This window comes from Streptomyces sp. NPDC019890, assembly GCF_044903445.1.
GTDB lineage: Bacteria > Actinomycetota > Actinomycetes > Streptomycetales > Streptomycetaceae > Streptomyces.
Genome location: NZ_JBJDQK010000013.1, coordinates 65,503 through 85,443, shown reverse-complemented (window position 1 = coordinate 85,443; position 19,941 = coordinate 65,503). Strand labels below are relative to the sequence as shown.

The following is a 19,941-nucleotide window of genomic DNA, read 5'->3' as shown; positions in this document are numbered from 1 at the left end:
CTATGGACGCCCGTTTCACCGAACTGCTGACACCGTTCCTCAAGTACCTCCGGGGACAGGAGCTCACCGAGGACTCCGTGCTGCGCGAACTGGGCCTGGACTCGATGCAGTCGATCGAGCTGCTCTTCGCCATCGAGGACACCTTCGGTATCGCACTCGCCGACGAGGACCTGAACGACGCGACCTTCGCAACCGCCGGCACCCTGTGGAAAGCCATCGAGGCAGCTTCCGGCGGCAGCGCGGGCAGCCGGGCGGAGGCGGCGTGAACACCGCGCAGGCTGCCGGCCATGGCACTCTCGGTGGCTCCTTCCAGGGGCAGAGCCTGACCGAGCGGGTCGGGTACGTGGCGGGGGTCGCCGCCGAGCACGCACCTCGCCACGACCGCGAGGCCACCTTCCCCGTCGAGGCCCTGGCCGCGCTGAGAGAGACCGGTCTGCTGGGCCTGACCGTGCCGATCGACCACGGCGGGCTCGGCGCGACCGTGTCCGATCTCCTCGACGTGTGCATCGAACTGGGCCGCGCGGACATGTCCGTCGCCATGATCCTCGGCATGCACTGCCAGCAGGTCGCCGCCCTGGTCGGGCACGCAGCACCCCAGCTGCGGGACGAGCTGCTCCCGCGGATCGCCGCGGGCCGCCTCTACCTGGCATCCGTCACCACCGAGGCGGGCAAGGGCGGCCATCTGCTCACGGCCGAGTCCCAGGCCCACACCGACAACTCCCACCTGGTCATCGACCGGTTCGCGCCGATCGTGACCGGCGGCGCTCATGCCGACGGCTTTCTGATCACCGTCCGGGCCCCGGACGCGAGCTCACCGAACCAGGTCTCCCTCGTCTACGCAGACCGCGAGCAGCTCACCATCGAGCAGAGCGGTGACTGGCAGCCGATGGGTATGCGGGCCAGTCACAGCGCCGCCCTCCAGCTGACCGGCCGCGTTCCGGCACACCAGGTCGTCGGCGAGCACGGGCAGTTCTCCCGGATCGCCGGCGAGGTCTTCGGCCCACTCGCCCACCTGGCCTGGTCCGCGGCATGGCTCGGCACGGCGGCCGGAGCACTCGCCCGGGTCGTCGCGATGCTGCGCAGCCCCGCCGGCCGACGCCGCTTCGACCTCGGCTCCGAGCTGCTGCTCGGCCGGCTCTCCGCAGCCCGCCAGAAGATCGACACGGTGCACGCTCTGCTGCGCCACACCGAGCAGGCGCTGCGCTGCGGCACGGAGCTGTCCGCCCCGCGCATCCAGCTGCTGCTCAACGCCCTCAAAATCACGGCCTCGGAGCAGTGCCACGCTGCCGTCGACGACCTCATCCAGGCGGTGGGCCTGCGCGACGGCTACCTCAAGGACTCCGCGACCAGGCTGGAGCTGGCCCTGCGCGATCTGCGGTCGGCGCCCCTGAACTACAGCAACGACAGGCTGCACCAGGCCGACGGGCGACTCGCCCTGCTCGACGCGGAGGTGCGTCTTGCCTGAAGGCGCCCTGCTCACGCTCGCGGCACGTGAGCCGACCGGGCCCCGGCCCGCCCTGAACCACCTGTCTGCGCACGCAGACGGCCGACAGGTCTGGGCCGCCCTCGGCGCGGCCGGCCGGCTGACCGGTGTCTACCGCGACGGCAACCCGGCGGCAGGAGTTGAGCCGGCCGCGCTCGGCCGGCTCATGGCCGATGTGGACGCCCGCGTCGGTATCGGGTCCACGCTCTCGGTGTGCGTACAGATCGCCACCGCCGTACCCCTGCTTGCCCTCGGCGGGCAGCCGGCCGGGCGCGCCCTGGTCGAGGCACTTGCGGGGACGTCCGTCATCGCACTCGCGGCGACCGACGAGGGCTCCGGTACGGACCTCGCAGGTCTGGGCACCACAGTGACCATCGACGACGAGAACATCACGGTCACCGGCACCAAACGGTGGATCACCAACGCCACCCAGGCAGATCACTTCCTGGTGCTGGCTCGCCACCGCGAGGGCCGGCACTTCACCAACTTCACCTGGGTCCTGGTGCCCGCCGGGAGTGCCGGTGTGTCGGTCGAGGCGGCCGACACCGCGCTGTTCGACGGCTCCGGCACCGGCCATGTCCGCCTGGACCGCGTTCGGCTGTCGCGCGAACATCTCGTCGGAAGAGTGGGGCGCGGGATGACCTCCTTCGCCTCACACATCGCGGTGGAGCGGCTGACCGGCACGTTGTGGGCGGTCGCGCTGTGCACCCGCATGCTGGCGCAGACCAAACAGCGCCTGGAAGAGCGGCGGTTCGGCGACGGAACGCTGTGGCAGCTCGAAAGCGTCCAGCAGCGCTTTGCCGCATGCCTGGTCCGTACGCACCAGCTGCGGGCACTCGTCGACCGTCTCGCCGACCGTGTTGCCCGCTCCTACGACACCACGGCGGCGGCACTCCTCAAGGCCAGTGCAGCGCTGACCGTCGACGGGGTGCTGGCCGAGTGCGCCCAACTGCAGGGCGCCGAGGGTTTCGCAGGCGCGGGTGCCCAGTGGACCAGGGCCCAGGCCGCCCTGTGGGGTATCGGCGGCGGGACCACCGAAGTCGTGCTCTCCACCGTGGCGGGTGCCTCGGACTCTCTCCTCGCGGAGCTGTCACCATGAACGTGATCGAGATCGAACCTGACATCTGGGCTGTGACGCGGCAGGGCGTCACCTCGGCCCGTGGGCATCCGGACGACCACGCGGCCGCCTCCGGGATGGTCGCGTGGCGGGCGGAGGAGTTCCTCGCCGGCCGGGCCCTGCTGCGGGAACTCCTGGCCGAGGTTGTTCCGGAGGCTGCCGACGGGCGGGTGTCGCTCGGGCCGAACGGCAAGCCGTTCCTGGCCGACCGGCCCGACATCGGCGTCAGCGTCGCCCACGACGAGGGCCACTTCGCCGCCTGCGTCTCCCTGGGCCGCGCCGTAGGCATCGACATCCAGCAGCCTGTGCGGGACCTCGACGCAGGGGTGATCAGGCGCTGTGTCCGCCATGGACTCGAGTCACTGAACTCGCTGCCGGCTGCCGAACGTTCGCTCGAGTTCGCCTGGATCTGGACCGCGCAGGAAGCCTGCGTGAAGGCCGAGGGCAGCGGCTTGGCCGGCGGCCCCTGGACCGTGGACGTGCGCCTGAAGCAGACGACCGGCACCTGGAAGGGCTTCGAGTGGCGCAGCCTTCGCGAACGGTCGGACACACCCTTGAGCTGCGCCTGGGAGGTGGCGTGATGAATGGCGTACTGACCGGGTTACCGGAACTGAGCTGCTACACCGCCAACTTGGTGGCCTACCTGGAGCCGGAACTGCCGCAGGCGAGCCGACGGCTCGCCGAGGCCGTCCGGCTGGCGGTCCGTATCGATGAGCCGGGCGGCCATCTGGCCTTCTCCCATCACCGCCGTATCGACCTGACGGGCCACTCCGGGGGGCTCGCCTACCGCAGCGCAGCCCAGTGGCCGGACGCGCTGGCGGCACTGCGGGCGGAACTCGCCCTGAGCGGGCGGGTACTGGCCGTCGGCAACACCCGGTGCGTGCCGTGGTCGCCGGCGTTCGGGAAGTCCACCGTGGCGCACTGGGTGCTTGTGGAAGCCGCTCCCGGACGCTCCGACTCATGGCTGATCACCGACCGCTTCGCCGCGCTGCTGCCCGAGGGCGAGCAGCTCCCGTACAGCGGCGTGGTGGACGACGACGGACTGCGCGAGCTGCTCACCCCGCTCGGTGACCTGGAGCGGCAGTACGTACTGCGTGACATCCACGCGCTCGGAGTGACGTCGGCGCTGCCCGAGCAGTCGCACTACCGCTGGCTGGTCCGTGACCCGCTGTCCGTCGGCCGGCCACCGGCCGGACGTTGGCTCGAGGACCAGCTGGAGGTACTGGAGTTCCTCGCGGACCGGCTGGGCTCGGACCCCACGGCGCTGGCCGCACACGCGGACGACCTCTGGGCGGCCTCCCGCCACCAGCGTCACCGCCTGGAGCTGCTCGCCCAGCGCGGGCAGCTGCCGGAGCCGGTCGCTCACGCGGCGATGGCGAGCTGGGCCGAACTGCCCCGCTCGCTTCGCTTCGCCGTCACTTCGGCGGAGCGGGGCCGACCACGCCCCGGAGTGGTGGCGAAGGCATTCGCCGACCTGATCAGCACCATGACCCCTGCACTGCGGGAGGAGCACTCCTGATGGCCAAGACAAAACGGCTCTACGAATGGTTCGCGGAATCAGCCCACCAGTACGGGGACGCGCAGGTCGCGCTGGAGGTCGACGAGCAGCGTCTCAGCTACGCCCAGCTCGCCGCTGCGGCCGCACGAGTGTCCGGGGCCATCCTGCGCCGGCACGGCGCGGTGCCGTCCCGGGTCGGGCTGCTGGCGTCCCGCAGCGTCGTCGCCTACGCCGGGTATCTGGCGATCTCCCGGCTGGGTGCCACCGTCGTGCCGCTGAACCCCGCGTTCCCGGTCGGCCGCAACAGCGACGTGGCAAGGGAAGCGAGCCTGGACCTGGTGGTCGCCGACGCCGCCCTGCCCGGTTCGGCCGAGCTGCCCGTACCGGTACTGCGACTGGGTGACGAGGATGTGCCGGCGCTGCTGTCGGGGCCGGTGCCGCAGCTGCCCGAACTCGGCTCGGCCTCCGAGGATCTCGCGTACATCCTCTTCACGTCCGGGTCGACCGGGCGGCCCAAAGGGGTCCCCGTCACTCATGCGAACGTCGCTGCCTATCTCGACCATGTCATCCCCCGGTACCGACTCGGGCCGGACGCACGGGTGTCGCAGACCTTCGACCTGACCTTCGATCCGTCGGTGTACGACATGTTCGCGGCATGGGGATCGGGCGCGGCCCTCGTCGTGCCGACGCGCAACGACGTGCTGTCCCCGGTGCGATTCGTCAACCGCAACCGGATCACCCACTGGAACTCGGTGCCGTCCGTCGCGGCCATCGCACTGCGCCTGCGCGCCCTGAAGCCGGGAGCGATGCCCTCCCTGCGGTGGAGCCTGTTCTGCGGTGAGGCCCTGAAGCTGGCGCATGCCGAGGCATGGCAGGCCGCCGCGCCGAACAGCACCGTCGAGAACATCTACGGCCCGACCGAAATGACCGTGACGTGGACGGAGTTCCGGCTGCCGGACAGCGTTGACCTCTGGCCGCGGACAGACAATGGAACGGTGCCCATCGGCACTCCGTACCCGGGCCAGGAACACATGATCCTGGACGAGAACGGGCGCCCGGCCGACGACGGTGAACTGTGTGTGCGCGGCACGCAGCGCTTCCCCGGCTATCTGGACCCGGCCGACAACGTGGGCAGGTTCTGCACCTTCGACGGCCGGCAGAGCGCGGTCCACGACGGATCCGAACCGCTGACCCCCCAGCACTGGTACCGAACCGGCGACCGAGTGAAGCTGCGCGACGGCGTACTGGTGCATCTGGGCCGGCTCGACCACCAGCTGAAGATCCGCGGCTACCGGGTGGAACTCGGTGAGATCGAGTCTCTGCTGCTGCGCCGTCCGGGCGTCACCGACGCCGTGGTGGTGGCCCTGCCCGGGCGGAAGGGCGATCCGCTGCTGCACGCGGTGTGCACGGGCGCCGGTGCGAACCGCGAGGAGCTGCTGGACGCACTGCGGCGCAAGCTCCCGGCCTACATGGTGCCCACCGCGGTCACCTTCACCGGTGCTCTGCCGCTCAACGCGAACGGCAAGGTCGATCGTGCCGCGCTCGTCGCGTCCTTGTCCGAACCGCAAGCGGCCTGAGGGAACAGACGATGACCATCGACATACAGTCCATGCCCGATGCCCGAGTGGACCAGGGCACCTTCCGGCGCGTGATGGCGCGGTTCCCGAGCTTCGTCGCCGTCATCACCACCGACACACACAGTGGCCCGGCCGGCTGCACCGCCACCGCAGTGCTGTCGCTGTCGCTCGACCCGGCAAGCATTCTGGTGTCGCTGCGCAGCGAGGGGCGGACGCTCCACGACGTACGTGCGTCCAGGGCGTTCGCGGTCAATGTTCTGTCCTGGCAGCAGCGGGACTTGGCACGGCAGTTCGCCACCGGCGACCCTCGCCGGCGCTTCGACGGGGTCGCGCACTCGCACGTGCACGGAGTTCCGGTTCTCGACGACTGCTCTGCCACCGTCGTGTGCCGACTGCAGGAAGCGATTGAGGTGCTCGACCACACCCTGCTGATCGGGATCGCGGAAGAGGCCACCAGCAGGACGGACGCACCGATGGTGCTGCTGGACGGCCAGTCGCACCGTATTCCCGATGTGGCGGACTTCCGCTCCCTCTGACTTCGAGACACTTCCGAGGAGACCCTCACCGTGACCACGTTTGCCGAAACCGCCGTCGCGCGCCCGCCGGCGCAGGAGGAGATGCTGCACTCCTTCCTGCTCGCCGCGGCGGCCACCGCGCCCGACAGCCCGGCCGTCGTTGAGTTCGTGGCCAATGACAACGTCCAGACAGTCAGCTACCGGCAGCTCGAAGAGCTGACCCGCGGGTATGCGCTCGCCCTCGACTCGCTCGGCCTCGACATGGGCGACCGGGTGATTCTGGAGTCCGACACCTCGGCCCATGCCATCGCGATGCTGCTGGCCTGCTCGACGCTGGGACTGCCCTTCGTGCCGGTCAGTCCGGAAACCCCTGACCAGCGACTGCGTACGATCATTGAGACCACCGGAGCTTCGCTGCACATACAGGCGGAGGGCGGACAACGGGAGTCAATCCCCGAGGCCACTGGGACCGGGAGGTTCGGCGGCGGCAAGCTGACTCTGGACCGGCTGCCGCGTCCGCGGACCCGGCGCCGCCGGGAGCTGTGCGCGACCGACACCGCGTACATGATCTTCACCTCGGGTACGACGGGCCGGCCCAAGGGCGTGGTGATGAGCCACCGTGCGGTCACGTCCTTCTACCGAGGGATGCTCTCCCAGGACATCGTGGGACCGCAGGACAAGGTGGCGACCACCTCGCCGCTGCAGTTCGACTTCTCGCTGCTGGACATCGGTCTCGCGCTGGGCAGCGGCGCGGCCGTGGTGCCGGTGCCACGCAAGCTGATGCGTTGGCCCACCCGTTTTCTGCGGGTACTCGCCGACACCGGTGCCACCCAGGTCAACGGGGTGCCGTCGATCTGGCGCCAGTCACTGAAGCATCTGCCGGACGCGGTGGCCGCACTCAAGGGCGTGCGCGGAGTGCTGTTCTGCGGGGAGGACTTCCCGCTGCCCGAGCTGCGGCAGCTGCAGCAGCTGCTGCCGCAGGCGAGGCTGATCAACTGCTACGGGGCGACGGAATCCATGGCTTGTTCCTTCACCGATGTGCCGCGGCCACTTCCGGCGGACCTTGAGAAACTGTCCATCGGCTACGCCCACCCGGGCGCCGAGATGCTGCTCGTCGACGAGTCGGGCCATCTCGTCGAGGAGGAAGAGGTACCGGGGGAGATACACCTGCGCACCCCGGCCCTCTTCACCGGCTACTGGGACGATCCGAAGGCGTCCGCGGCCGCACGAGTGCCCGATCCGGCCGAACCGCGCTCGGGCCAGCTGGTGCTGAAGACCGGTGACCTCGCCTTTCGAGGGCCCCACGGCGAGCTGTACTTCTGTGGCCGAGTCGACTCCCAGGTGCAGATCCGGGGCAACCGGGTGGAGCTGGGGGAAGTGGAGCGCAGGCTGCTCGAACATCCCGAGGTGGCCGGGGCCACGGTGCTGCTGCTCGAACGGGCGGGGGCCGAACCGGTACTCGCCGCGGCTGTGGTGGCGCGGGCCGGGGCGGACTCGCTGGGAGACGGCCGACTGACGGCCTTCTGCGGCCAGGCGTTGCAGTCCTACATGGTTCCTGACGAGATTCACTTCCTTGCCGAGCTGCCCGTCACTGAAAACGGCAAGGTCGACCGTCGGAGCCTGGCATTCCGATTTACCGAAGGCGGCTGAGCCGTGCAGGAGAAGTCGGAAGCGGTGACGGTTGACTGGCCACAGTCGGCGCCCGTCGAGCACGTGTATTTGAGCTACGCCTATCTCAATGCCCGCGACTACGACGCGTTTGCCTCCCTACTCGAAGACGACGTCACAGTGAGCGTGCCGGGCGAGGTGATCGCAATAGGGCGCGCCGCTGTGATTTCGACGGAAAGGGGCCGACGGGTCAGTTACTCGCTCGAGGATCTGTGGGCTGGTCAGGGGCGGATTGTCGCGACAGGCGTCTTCTATCGGCAGGCAGACTCCGTGCACGGGGTGGATTTCGCCGACATCTTCATCGTGTCGAGCCGTGGTCTCATAGCTTCTCGGAAGACCTACGCATCGGTGTGCCCCACACGCTAGGTCTTTGCATCCGGCAAACCGGAACCAGCACTCTGCCCGTCCGAAAAGTGCCCGCTCACGACCGCTGTTGTCCGGCCCCCGTGTTAGCTTAACGATCAAGCGAACGCTTGCTCGGGGGTCAAGGGGGAGACACGCCAATGCCGGAAGGGCCGGGTAACCCAACATTCCGCATTCTTGGTCCACTTGAGATAACCGGCGAGGGCGGTCAGGTGTGCCGGATCCCTCGTGGCAGACAGCAGGTTGTACTGGGTGCACTGCTTCTCGAAGCAAACCGGATCGTCAGTACCGAGAGTCTGGTCGACGCGATCTGGGGTGATGATCCTCCACCCACGGCGCGCGCTCAGATTCAGACATGCGTATCAGCGCTGCGGACCAACCTCGCGGCGATCGGCGAGGACTCCCAACTCGTCACGCAGGAGCCCGGGTACCTCATCAAGGTGTCCGGCGACCAGCTGGACGCCACGCTCTTCGCCGGCCTGCGCAAGAAGGCGTACTCCCTGGCCGATGAGGGTGAGATCGAAGAGGCAGCAGCCCTCACCCGGCGTGCGGACGAACTGTGGCGCGGCCCCGCGCTGAGCGGGACCAGGAGCCACAAGCTCCAGTCGATGGCAGCTCAGCTCGACGAGCACCGGCTCATCAACCTCGAGACCCACATCGACCTGGAACTCCAGCTGGGCCGACACGCCAAGATCATTCCTGAACTCTCCGCGCTCGTGTCGAAGTACCCGTTACGTGAGGGACTGCGCGGCCAGCTGATGCTTGCCCTGTACCGCTCGGGCCGGCAGGCCGAGGCTCTGGAGGTTTTCCGCGCCGGCCGGGTGATCCTCGTCGAACAGCTCGGCATCGACCCGGGTGACGACCTGAGACGGCTCGAAGCCGCGATCCTCGCCGGGGACCGGGACCTGCACCAGCCCGGAGGCACGGCCCGGGTCCCGGCCCCGGCGGCAGTGCCCGGGGCTCCCGAGCCGTTCGAGACAGCGGTCCCCTTTCAGCTGCCACCCGACATCGCCGACTTCACCGGGCGGGCCCAACTCGTCGACACAGCGGAGAGCCTGCTCCTGGCGGGAGGCGTGGGGCGGCCCACGCCCGTGGCCGTGCTCGCCGGGCCGTCCGGCGTCGGCAAGAGCACACTCGCCGTGCATGTCGGACACCGGCTGATGCCGCAGTTCCCCGACGGCCAGCTCTACTGCGACCTGGGCGGGACGCAGCCCTCGCCGGCCGCGGCTCTCGATGTGCTGGGCCGGTTTCTGCGCGCGCTGGGTATCCCGGGCTCCCAGATACCCGGAACCGTCGACGAACGGGCCGAGATGTACCGCAATCTCCTGGCCAGCAAACGGATGCTCATCGTTCTCGACAATGCTTCCGAGGTCCAGCAGATACGCCGGCTGCTGCCTGGCACCGGCAACTCATCGGTGATGGTCACCGGCCGTTCGCGGATGACCGGCCTGCCCGGCGCGCGGTTCCTGTACGTGGACGTGCTGGATCTCGACGAGTCGATCGAGATGCTCGCCGCGGTCGTCGGCGAGGAGCGAGTGGCAGCCGAACCCGATGCGGCGGCCGAACTGGTGCGGATGGTCGGACAGTTACCCCTCGCGCTGCGCATCATCGCCGCGCGGCTGGCGGCGCGCCCCAACTGGTCGCTGGTGTGGATGCTTGACCGGCTCTCCGACGAACGGCGCCGACTGGACGAACTCGCCCATGGCGAGCTGGTCATTCGCTCCAGCCTTGCGCTGACCTACGACGGTCTGGCCGAGGACGGCCGGCGGCTGCTTCGTCTGCTGAGCGTGCTGGAAGGCGGGTGCATCCCCACCTGGGCAGCGGCCGCGCTGCTCGACACCGACCTGTTCCGTGCGGACGATCTGCTCGAATCCCTGGTGGACGCCCAGATGCTGGAGATCGTGGGCACGGGGACGTCGGGCGGCCCGCGTTACAAACTGCACTCGCTCGTGCAGCTGTTCGCGCGCGAAGAGCTGGAGCGGCCTCGAGAGGCCGACGAGAAGGAACCCGCGCTCACTCGCCTTGTCGGCGGCTGGCTGGCCCTCGCGGAGGAGGCACACCGCCGGCTGTACGGAGGCGACTTCACCGTCCTGCACGGCGATGCGCCGCGCTGGCACCTGTCCGATGTTCAGGTGGACCGTATGCTGCGGGACCCGCTGGCCTGGCTGGAAGCTGAGCGGGTGAACCTGTGCCAGGCCGTGGACCTGGCCGCGGAGACCGGACAGGCCGAGGCGTGCTGGGACCTCGCCGTCACACTGGTGACGATCTTCGAGTCGCGCTGCTACTTCGACGAATGGCAGCAGACCCACCAGCGGGCCCTTCACGCGGCCGGCAAGGCAGGCCTGGTCCGCGGCTGCGCGGCAGTCCTGTGCTCGGTGGGCTCCCTTTACTTGAGCAGGTCCCAGTTCAGCGCCGCTCGGCAGGCGCTCCAGCCGGCTCTGGAGTCGTTCACCCTCCTGCAGGACACCCATGGTCTGGCGCTGGCCCGGCGGAATCTGGCCCTGCTCGCCCAGCGGCAGGGCGACTCGCACACCGCTCTTGGGCTGTACCGGCAGGCGGTCGCGGACTTCCGCGCCGTCGCCGACCATGTGGGTCAGACGAACGTTCTGGCGCATCTCGCTCGCCTCGCCCTGGACGAGGGACGCCTCGATGACGCGGAAGGGCTGCTCGACGAGGCACTGGAGATCTGCCGGTCGACCGGCAGCCGCCGCACCGAAGGCCAGGTGCGGCTGGTCCTGAGCGACCTCATGCAGCGCCGCGGCCGCTACCAGGAGGCCGAGGACCTGCTGCGGGATGTGCTCGACCTGGTGCGCTCGCGCGGAGACATCGCGGGCGAGTCGCGGATACTGCACCGGTTGGGCATGGTCAATGCCCGGTTGGGGCGGATCAGTGTCGCGCAGAGCCTGCTGCACGACGTGGTGGGCATCAGAGAACGGATCATGGATCGGGTGGGGGCCGCGGAAGCCCGCCTGGAGCTGGCGCAGTTGGAGGCCGAGCACACCGCCCAGCTGACCCGATTCGAACTCAATCTGGGGTGCTCGAGCGGCTGATCCGGCCACCTGCCACGATGCCGGGCCGGTGCGCGGACCCGAGCCGTATGTCAGTGCTGCGCACTGCGCGGCCACGGGGTGTCGCTCGTGACACCGGCCGGAGCAACAGGGGTGGGCCACGGGGTGTCGGCTGCCGTCACCGGGCCCCGGCTCGCCCCGGAGTGCACGGTGCCGGCCCCGAACGAGGTGACGGCCACGGCGGCGGTGATCAGAACGGCAACGCTGCTGAACCGGATCTTTCGCATTTCGAGGAGCTCCTTGCCGATGTGTAGGGGGTTCGTGTCCATCTGCCGAGGACGGTAAGGACCCCCACTACTCATCGGCTCTCACCCAGCACCTCATGGCTTCTCACAGCAGTGCTTTGGCCAAGGCTCGGTCAGTAGAGAAGCAGTAGGACCCGGGCACAGGATGACGAGCTGTCAAAGCAGTCCCGTCCTGTACCAGAGGAGGTTGGACCGTGGACACTCCTCAACTCGACGCATTCGTGGCCGTTGTCGAAATCGGCAGCTTCACCCGAGCCGCCGCCCGACTGAGCCTGTCCCAGCCGACGATCACCACACGCGTGAAGTCGCTGGAGCAGGGGCTCGGCGTCACGCTGCTCGAACGCCTGCCGAGCGGAGTGCGACCCACTCCCGCCGGCCGGCAACTCCTGCCGTATGCACGGGAGATCATCTCGCTCACGGGTCGCGCCCGCCAGGCGATCAGTTCCGACGGCCAGCCGCATGGCTGCCTGGACGTCGGAACCGTCGAGAGCCTGACGAGCTACCGGCTCCTGCCCATGGTCGAGTACCTCTACCGCCGCTACCCGAAGGTGCAGGTCTCCCTGCACGCGGGAGCCGGCACCGACGCCGTCGCAGCCGTCCGCGACGGCCGCCTCGACTGCGCCTTCATCGTCGGCTCACCCGAGGAGCACGAGGGCCTCGACACCCAGGTGCTGTGTCCCGAACCGCTGGTCCTGGTGGGGAACCCAGGACATCTTCTGGTGGGCCGCGGCCGAGTCGCCGACGAGGACCTCCGCAGCACGCCGATCATCCGCGCCGACAGCCGGGCCGGCTACCAGCACCAGTTCGAGCAGGCCATCGGGCTGCTGGACGGATCCGATCGCCCTCGCGTCTTCGAGCTGGACTCGATCGACGCGGCCAAGCGCAGTGTCGCCCTGGGCATCGGCATGGCGTTCATGCCCCTGGTCTCGGTCGAGCGGGAGCTCGCCGACGGGACTCTGGCGACGATCGACTGGGCACCGCCCTTCGAGACCTTCACCCAAGTCGTCCGCCGCAGGACGAGCAGCTCCAACGCCGCGCTGGACGCCCTCGTGGCCGCCGCCCTGGACGTGGCCGCCGAGCACCTCGACGACCCTCTGCTCGCGGCCGGCTAGGGCGTACCTCCGTCGACGTTTCCCGGGGGCTTCTCGCCCCTCTCCCACTCAGTACCGAAGGAAGGCCCTGGCTCATGACAGTCACTCCTGCCGCAACGCAGCCCCAACCCACGGACCCCGTGCCGCACATCACCGAGCGGGTGCACGCCGCGATCACCAAGCGGGTGGGCGAGCAACCTCTCACTCCCCAGACGGAGCTGGCGGCCCTGGGCATCGACTCCCTCCTGCTGCTGCGCATCCTGGGCGACCTCGCCATCGACCCCGCGCAGGAAATCGACCCCTACCAGCTCGCCGACGTCCTCACGGTCGCGGATTTGGCCGCCTTCGTCGAGGACTGGAACTGAGGGAGCGGGAAGTGCGCACCAGGGACATCGACATCGTGAAAGAGTCCGTGGACCTTCCGGTCACGGCAGCGCAGCGCAGCCTCCTCTTCATCCAGGAGGCCATGGAGCGCAAGGACCTCTACAACATCAGCTTCCGCATCACCTTCGACGGCGAGGTGAACCAGGATGCTCTGCGGCAGGCGCTGAAGCGGCTGCTCGACATCCAGCCCACGCTGCGCACGGAGTTCGCCTTTGCCGGCGGTGAGCCCCGGGCACGCATCACCGAACCCGCCGACGTGCCGCTCGAAGTGAGCGCGACCGCGACCGGTGCCGCGGAATCCGACTGGAAGCGGCTGGTGGACGAGGAGAGCAAGCGATTCGCGTCGCTTGCCGTGGACCTGCGGACCGCACCCCTGTGCCGCTTCAAGCTGCTGCAGGGGCCGGGCCGCAGCGCACTGCTGTGCAACATCCACCACTCGGTCAGCGACGGCGTCTCCATGAGCGCCTTCCTCGACGAACTCCGCGACGGATACCGGCTCGCCTGTGGTGGTTCCGCCTCCGCGACCGGCACACCGGAACCCGCCGAGCGCGAACGGCACCTCGCCCATGAACTCGCCGCACAGGTCAGGGCGACGGACGCCGCGATCGAAGCGGGCGAGGTCAAAAAGCTCGCCGCGGACCTGGCCGGCGTACCGGCGACAACGCTCTACCAGACGCCCACCCGGCCGGCGAACACGTCATTCGCCGGCGGAGACCTCAATGCGCTGCTCAACGCCGAGGAGCGACGCCTCGTCGAACGCACCGCGCGCGAGCTCGCGACGACCCCCTTCTGCGTCCTGCTCGCCTGCTACTCGGCGCTGCTGGGCGAGTACTGCGGCCAGGAGCAGGTCATCGTCGGCAGCCCCTTCTCCACCCGTCGCACGATCGCCTCCCATGACCTGTGCGGCTTCTTCGTCAACACGCTGCCACTGGTCCTGCCCGCCCGTGACGTGCCGTTCGACACGCACTGCGCCGCCGTCTCCGACGTCGTACGCGAGGCCAAGCGCTACCAGGCGATCCCCTTCGACGCGCTGGTCTCAGAGGTCGCACCCGAGCGCACCACCAACCGCAACCCGCTCTTCCAGTGCATGTTCGCGATGCAGGACGAGCTGCGCACCCGGCTCGACCTCGCCCCCGGCCTCCAGGGGAAGGTCGAGTTCGTTTCCCAGCAGGCCGCCCGCTTCGACCTCTGGCTCGGCGCGACACCTGTGGAGGACGGTCTGCTCATCGAGCTCGAGTACGACAAGGACCTGCTCCCCGCCTCGTACGCCGAGCGTTTCCTCGCGGAGTACCGGCAGCTGCTGCTGCGGGTCACCGACAGCCCCCGCACTCCCCTCACAGAGCTGCTGGCCGGCCTCGACACCCGCACGGTCCCGGACTTCAGGCGGAGTCATGAGACGCGCACCCACGGCGAAGGAGGACTGCTCGGCCTGATACTCGACGCCGCTCGCCGGCACCCGGAGCAGCTCGCGGTCACGGACGCCTCCGGATTCAGCCTGACGTACCGGGAACTCGCGGCGCGCACCGCCCGGGCGGCAGCCGGACTGCACAGCCGCGGTGTGCGACGCGGCGACGTGGTTGCCGTGGTGCCGGACGCCCTCGCGGACACGGTGGTGTCCATGCTCGCCGTCCTGTGGTGCGGCGCCACCTATCTGCCCGTCGACACCACCCTCCCGGCAGACCGGCTGAGCTACATGATCAGCCACTCGGGCTGCACCTTCGTCATTGGCAGCCGCTCCGTGGTGCCCGACGAGCCCGAACGGACGACGGTCACCGCACTCGAGGAGCCCGGCGGCACCGCACAGCCCCCGCTGCTGCCCGACGGAACCGAACCCGTCTACATCATGTTCACGTCCGGCTCGACCGGGCGCCCCAAGGGCGTCCTCATGGGGCAGCCGGCCCTGATCAATCTGCTGCACTGGCAGATCGACGAGCTTCGCATGGGCTCGGACACCCGGTTCCTGCAGTTCGCGCCGCTCGGCTTCGACGTGTCCTACCAGGAGATCTTTCCGACGCTCGCCGCAGGCGGCACCGTCCACGGGCTCGGCTCCGTCGACCGTCGCGACCTCAGCCGGGTCGCGGCCCTGGTCGAAGACCAGCGCCTGAGCCACGTATACCTGCCCGTCGCCGTCCTCGGCGCCTTCGCCGAAGCGGTCAACGACGCCGGCCACACGCTGGAATCCGTCGGCTTCATCTGCGTATCGGGCGAGCAACTGCACCTGGACAGCCGCTCTCGACGGCTGCTCGACGCGCATGACCGGCTCACGCTGATCAATCTGTACGGCCCGACCGAGACCCACGCCGTGACCTACCACGTTCTGCACGGCGGGCCCGCCGAGCGCCCCTCGCATGTCCCGATCGGTCGCCCGCTGCCGGGAGTCGACACCTACCTGCTCGACAGAGCGGGCCGCGAGGTGCCGCCCGGCGCCGTCGGGGAGCTGTACTTCGGCGGTATCTGCCCCGCAGACGGCTATGTCAACGACCCCGAGCGCACCGCCACCGCCTTCCTGACCGCACCTGACCGGACGGGACGCATGTACCGGACCGGTGACCTCGCGCTGCTCACGGAGGACGGCACCCTGGTCTTCCTCGGCCGCCGGGACTCCCAGGTCAAGTTGCGCGGCCACCGCATCGAACTCGGTGAGCTCGAGACCGCGTCCGAGAAGCTGCCGATGGTCAAGGCCGCGGCCGCCGCCGTTCACGGCACCGGTGAACAGGCAGCGCTCTGCCTCTTCGTCCTGGCCGCGCCGGGCCGAGACGTGGACGTGAGGGAGCTGCGCAGCGCGCTCCAGCAGGAGTTGCCCACGTACATGATCCCCCGGCATGTCCTGACGATCGACGCCATGCCACTGACCGACAACGGCAAGATCGACCGCACGACGCTCCTTCGACGCTTCACCGCCGGCGAGTTCGCTTCGGCCGAGACAGCCGGGCCCGCCATCGCCTGGGCGCCGACACCGAACGAAGCACTGGTCCGGGACCTGTGGACGCAGCTTCTCGGACACGAGCCGGCCGGCCCCGACGAGTCGTTCTTCCTGCTCGGCGGCAACTCCTTCGACGTGCTGCGACTGCTCACGGAGCTGGGAAAACGCACCGGTACGCGCGTCCCGGTCGTCGAGTTCTTCCGGGCGCCGACCATCCGCGCGCTGGCCGACCACATTGCCGCGCCGGCCACCCAGCCGGGCGATGCCGCCAACGGTGGCCACTGACCTCAATCCCCACAGACAGCGGAGCAACACATGACCACCGTCATCGACCTGATCGAGACGAACGTCCAGCGACACCCCGACAAGGCCGCTCTCCTGTGCGGTAACGACCGGGTCAGCTACCAGCAGTTGTGGGACGGGGCGCATGACGTCGCCGACCGGCTGCTGGCCCGCGGCTGCACCCGCGGCGAGACGGTCGCCCTGGTGGGGCCGGGCAACGCGGAGTTCATGACCGCCGCGCTCGGCGCCTGGCTGGCCGGTGCCGCCTGGGTTCCCATCGACCCCCGGCTGCCCGCCGAGCGCATCCGGTACGTCCTCGAGGACACCGGCGCCAGGGTGGTGCTCGAGACCGGCGGCAACGGCGTCGAGACCGCCCTGCCCCGTGAGCGAATCACCCTGCAACCTCCGACTGCGGACGCAGGCCGGGAGGAGCGCCTGCGCTCCCACCGAGCCTTGGCCACCGACCGCGCCTATCTCATCTACACATCCGGCTCCACCGGCCTGCCCAAGGGCGTGGCTGTCGGCCATCACGGCCTGGCCGTCCATCTGCTGGGCACGCTGGAGGCATATCGGCTCACTCCGGACGACGTTCTGCTCTCCTTCGCATCACCGAGCTTCGACGCGGCCGTCGAAGAGATGTGGGCGCCGATGGCCGGCGGCGGCACCGTGCTGCTGCGCGGTCCGGCCCTGTGGACCGGTCAGCAGCTCTTCGAGCGGGTACGGGCGCACCAGGTCACCTACATCTCCTGCACCACCGCCTACTTCGAGGCATTCTTCGGCGAGGAGCTGACCGAGAACGACATCGCTTCACTCGGCTCCCTCCGCGGCATCATCTTCGGCGGCGAGGCGGTGAACCCCGGTGTCGTACGCCGCTGGGCCAACGGGCCACTCGGCTCACTGCCCGTGTGCAACACCTACGGACCGACCGAGACGATCGTCACCGCCACCCTGTACTGGATCGAGCAGGGCTGGGACGGCGACCGGGTCCCGATCGGGCACTGTCTTCCGGGCCACCTCTCCGTCGTCCTGAACACCGAGGGCGACGAGGTCGCCGACGGCGAGAGCGGCGAGCTCTACCTCGGTGGCCCTTGCGTGGCGGAGGGGTACCTGGGACGACCCGACCTCACGGAGCAGCGCTTCGTCGAAATCCCCGGCCGCGACGGCGTCTACTACCGTACGGGCGACCTTGTCGCCGTCGAGGGCGGTGAGTTGCTCTTCCTCGGCCGCGCCGACCGGCAGGTGAAGATCCGCGGCTTCCGTATCGAACTCGAGGAGATCGAGGTCGCTCTCCGCAACCTCGACGAGGTGCGCACCGCCGTCGTGGGCGTCGAGCAGCGTCCCGGAGGCGGTGACCAGCTGATCGCCCATGTCGTCCCGCAGGATCCGGCGGACCAGGATGCGCCGGCCGCCTTCCGCTCGGCTCTGCGCGTCGCCCTCGGCAAGACCCTGCCGGTCTACATGGTCCCCGCCGAGATCAAGGTGCACAGTGAACTGCCGCTGGGAGTGACCGGCAAGGTTGACCGGGCCAGGGTGCTGGCCGACGCGAGCACGTGACATGAGCACCAGACCTGCCGGGTCCCCGCTGCGCATCGAAGCGGGGCCCGGCGTCTGGGCCGCCCTGGCGTACGCACCGTCCGATACCGGCCTCCTCACCACTCGCGACCTCGACGATGCGACGCGCCTGCCCTTGCTCAGGCGCATCGACCGGCTGGGCGCACGTGGCCTGCTGCGTGCTCTGCTGTCCGAGCGGTTCCCCGAAGCTGCCACCGCCGCCGTCGAGTACGAACCGTCCGGCCGCCCCGTGCTCCTCGGTCATCCCCGCATCGGCATCAGCGTCAGCCACAGCAACGGTGCCTACGCCGCGTGCGCCGCACTCGACCGGGCCGTGGGCATCGACGTACAGCCTCCGCCGTCGGAGCTGGCGGATCCACTGCTGCGCTGGTGCACGCCCAACCGGCAGCAGGAGCTCACCGCTCTGCCGCCGCACCGCAGAGCCGCCGAGTTCGCCTGGATCTGGACCGTCAAGGAGGCATGCGGCAAGGCCCTCGGCACGGGCCTGGCCGACGACACCTTCACGCTGGACGTGCCGTGCGGCACGGCGCGCGGGACGTGGGGCCCGTATCAGTGGGTGAGCCTGCGCCAACGCTCGCCGCTGCCCCTGAGCTGTGCCTTCAGCAGCATCAGACAAGGAGAATTCAAGTGACCGAGCAGCGATGGCTGCAGACCTTCGCGGCGGCCCGACCGAACGGCGGACCGACGCAGGCCCGGCTGGTGTGCCTGCCGCACGCCGGCGGATCCCCGTCCTTCTTCCGGGACTGGCCCCAGCACCTGGACCCGCGGATCGAGACAGTGGCCGTCTGCTATCCCGGCCGCCAGGAACGATTTGGGGACCCTGTCATCACGGACATGCACGACATGTCCCAGCGCCTGGCCGCCGTCCTCGCGCCCCTTGGCGACCGGCCGCTGTGGCTGTTCGGGCACAGCATGGGCGCCGCCATCGGATACGAGGCCGCGCGCGTGCTGTGGAACACCTATGGGGTGCATCCGGCCGGCCTGTTCGTGAGCGGCATCGCGCCACCTCACCGGATCGAAAAAGGCGACGTCCACCTTCAGGGCGACGACGCCATCGTCGCGGACGTACTGGACATGGGCGCCGCCGAGAGCGCACTGCTCGCCGAACCGGAGTTCAGGGAACTGCTGCTGCCTGCCTTCCGCGCCGACTACCAGCTCATCGAGAGCTACCGGCCGACGGACACTCCTCCGCTGGACATCCCGCTCACCGCCTACTACGGCACCGCCGATGAGGACGCCGCCACCTGGATCGACGAATGGGCACGCTATTCGGTCCGATCCACGGTCACCATGCCCTTCCCCGGTGGACACTTCTATCTCCAGGACGCCGCGCCCCAACTCCTCGCCGACCTCTCGCACCGCATCCTGGCCGGCACACAAGGAGAGGGCTGACCTCACATGCCGACCACCACCCCCGTCCGCCCCTGGCTGCTCAGCGCCCCGTCGCGGGCCGGCGCACTGCAGCTGTACTGCTTCCCGCACGCAGGCGGAAACCCTGCCGAGTACCTCCGCTGGGCTGCGCGGCTACCGGATGCCGAGCTCCACGTCGTCCAACTGCCCGGTCGCGGAAGCCGCCATCAGGAACCCCACGCCACCAGCATCGAACGGCTCGCCGCCGATTTTCTCGCCGACGTTCCCCTGGAACGGCCGTACGCCTTCTTCGGGCACAGTCTGGGTGCCCTCATCGGATACGAGATCACCAGGGCACTGCGGGATGCCGGTCGGCGTCTGCCGCAGGACCTCATCGTGTCCGCGTTCCCCGCCCCTCATCTGCCCCGGTCGGCGAAGCCTCTGCACACCTTGCCGGACGACCAGCTCCTCCAAGCCGTCGCACGCCGGCACGGTGGCATCCCTCCCGAGATTCTCGGCTCCCCACAGATGCGCGCCCTGGTGGTCAACCCCCTTCGCTCGGACCTGCGGCTTGCCGAGACCCATCACCATCGGCCCTGCACACCTCTGCCGGTGCCGCTGACCGTCTTCGCCGGGAATCGCGACCGGGTGAGTGCGGGACAGCTGGCCGCCTGGCAGCAGCACACCATCGAGCCGATCACCGTCCGGTCCTTCCCCGGTGACCACTTCTACTTCCGCGACCACGAACCCCAGGTACTCCAGAGCCTCGAGGACGTCCTCAGCCCCTCGCGGTGAGAAACTCCCG

Annotated in this window: 18 protein-coding genes; 17 read left to right on the top strand and 1 reads right to left on the bottom strand. The window is 69.4% G+C overall.

All coding sequences use genetic code 11. The features are described 5' to 3' along the window. Window positions 1–2 precede the first annotated feature (2 nt). The 10 genes from ACI2LP_RS28985 (at window position 3) to ACI2LP_RS28940 (ending at window position 11,271) form a co-directional block, all read left to right on the top strand. Window positions 3–266 carry an acyl carrier protein gene (locus tag ACI2LP_RS28985; protein WP_404727487.1) on the top strand — a complete coding sequence of 88 codons (264 nt, stop codon included), beginning with the start codon at window positions 3–5 and terminating at the stop codon, window positions 264–266. Beyond that, window positions 263–1,465 carry an acyl-CoA dehydrogenase family protein gene (locus ACI2LP_RS28980; protein WP_404727486.1) on the top strand — a complete coding sequence of 401 codons (1,203 nt, stop codon included), beginning with the start codon at window positions 263–265 and terminating at the stop codon, window positions 1,463–1,465. Before ACI2LP_RS28985 ends, ACI2LP_RS28980 begins: the two co-directional genes overlap by 4 nt. Next, entirely contained in the window at window positions 1,458–2,582 is a 1,125-nt protein-coding gene (locus ACI2LP_RS28975; RefSeq protein ID WP_404727485.1) for an acyl-CoA dehydrogenase family protein, read from the top strand. Before ACI2LP_RS28980 ends, ACI2LP_RS28975 begins: the two co-directional genes overlap by 8 nt. After that, window positions 2,579–3,181, top strand: coding sequence for a 4'-phosphopantetheinyl transferase family protein (locus tag ACI2LP_RS28970; protein WP_404727484.1), 603 nt, complete (start codon window positions 2,579–2,581; stop codon window positions 3,179–3,181). The genes ACI2LP_RS28975 and ACI2LP_RS28970 overlap by 4 nt, the downstream gene beginning before the upstream one ends. Continuing rightward, window positions 3,181–4,119, top strand: a complete 939-nt coding sequence (locus ACI2LP_RS28965; protein ID WP_404727483.1) for a hypothetical protein — start codon at window positions 3,181–3,183, stop codon at window positions 4,117–4,119. The genes ACI2LP_RS28970 and ACI2LP_RS28965 overlap by 1 nt, the downstream gene beginning before the upstream one ends. Then, window positions 4,119–5,675 carry an amino acid adenylation domain-containing protein gene (locus tag ACI2LP_RS28960; RefSeq protein ID WP_404727482.1) on the top strand — a complete coding sequence of 519 codons (1,557 nt, stop codon included), beginning with the start codon at window positions 4,119–4,121 and terminating at the stop codon, window positions 5,673–5,675. Before ACI2LP_RS28965 ends, ACI2LP_RS28960 begins: the two co-directional genes overlap by 1 nt. An 11-nt stretch (window positions 5,676–5,686) precedes the next feature. After that, window positions 5,687–6,211, top strand: coding sequence for a flavin reductase family protein (locus ACI2LP_RS28955; RefSeq protein ID WP_404727481.1), 525 nt, complete (start codon window positions 5,687–5,689; stop codon window positions 6,209–6,211). An 81-nt stretch (window positions 6,212–6,292) separates the two neighbouring features. Further along, on the top strand, window positions 6,293–7,840 hold the full coding sequence (locus ACI2LP_RS28950; RefSeq protein WP_404727558.1) for an AMP-binding protein: 1,548 nt from the start codon (window positions 6,293–6,295) through the stop codon (window positions 7,838–7,840). A 3-nt stretch (window positions 7,841–7,843) separates the two neighbouring features. Beyond that, on the top strand, window positions 7,844–8,224 hold the full coding sequence (locus tag ACI2LP_RS28945) for a nuclear transport factor 2 family protein (RefSeq protein ID WP_404727480.1): 381 nt from the start codon (window positions 7,844–7,846) through the stop codon (window positions 8,222–8,224). Between the two features lie 209 nt (window positions 8,225–8,433). Continuing rightward, a complete protein-coding gene (locus ACI2LP_RS28940) occupies window positions 8,434–11,271 on the top strand; it encodes a BTAD domain-containing putative transcriptional regulator (RefSeq protein ID WP_404727479.1) in 2,838 nt (945 codons plus the stop codon). A 50-nt stretch (window positions 11,272–11,321) separates the two neighbouring features. Here the strand turns inward: ACI2LP_RS28940 and ACI2LP_RS28935 are convergent, their stop codons facing one another. Beyond that, complete coding sequence (locus ACI2LP_RS28935; protein ID WP_404727478.1) at window positions 11,322–11,516, bottom strand: hypothetical protein; 195 nt, start codon at window positions 11,514–11,516, stop codon at window positions 11,322–11,324. Between the two features lie 212 nt (window positions 11,517–11,728). Here ACI2LP_RS28935 and ACI2LP_RS28930 point away from each other — a divergent pair, with 212 nt between their 5' ends. From ACI2LP_RS28930 to ACI2LP_RS28900, 7 genes are all read left to right on the top strand, one after another. After that, window positions 11,729–12,646, top strand: a complete 918-nt coding sequence (locus ACI2LP_RS28930) for a LysR family transcriptional regulator (protein WP_404727477.1) — start codon at window positions 11,729–11,731, stop codon at window positions 12,644–12,646. Window positions 12,647–12,720: 74 nt separating this feature from the next. Further along, complete coding sequence (locus tag ACI2LP_RS28925) at window positions 12,721–12,990, top strand: phosphopantetheine-binding protein (protein ID WP_404727476.1); 270 nt, start codon at window positions 12,721–12,723, stop codon at window positions 12,988–12,990. 11 nt (window positions 12,991–13,001) lie between these two features. Continuing rightward, window positions 13,002–16,217 (top strand): amino acid adenylation domain-containing protein, encoded by a 3,216-nt coding sequence (locus ACI2LP_RS28920; RefSeq protein ID WP_404727475.1) that lies wholly within the window; start codon window positions 13,002–13,004, stop codon window positions 16,215–16,217. Window positions 16,218–16,247: 30 nt separating this feature from the next. After that, the gene (locus ACI2LP_RS28915; protein ID WP_404727474.1) at window positions 16,248–17,768 is read left to right on the top strand and encodes an amino acid adenylation domain-containing protein; all 1,521 of its coding nucleotides are present in this window, start codon (window positions 16,248–16,250) and stop codon (window positions 17,766–17,768) included. A gap of 1 nt (window position 17,769) precedes the next feature. After that, window positions 17,770–18,417 (top strand): 4'-phosphopantetheinyl transferase family protein, encoded by a 648-nt coding sequence (locus ACI2LP_RS28910; protein WP_404727473.1) that lies wholly within the window; start codon window positions 17,770–17,772, stop codon window positions 18,415–18,417. Then, on the top strand, window positions 18,414–19,178 hold the full coding sequence (locus ACI2LP_RS28905) for a thioesterase II family protein (RefSeq protein ID WP_404727472.1): 765 nt from the start codon (window positions 18,414–18,416) through the stop codon (window positions 19,176–19,178). The genes ACI2LP_RS28910 and ACI2LP_RS28905 overlap by 4 nt, the downstream gene beginning before the upstream one ends. A 6-nt stretch (window positions 19,179–19,184) precedes the next feature. Beyond that, entirely contained in the window at window positions 19,185–19,931 is a 747-nt protein-coding gene (locus ACI2LP_RS28900) for a thioesterase II family protein (RefSeq protein ID WP_404727471.1), read from the top strand. Window positions 19,932–19,941 lie beyond the last annotated feature (10 nt).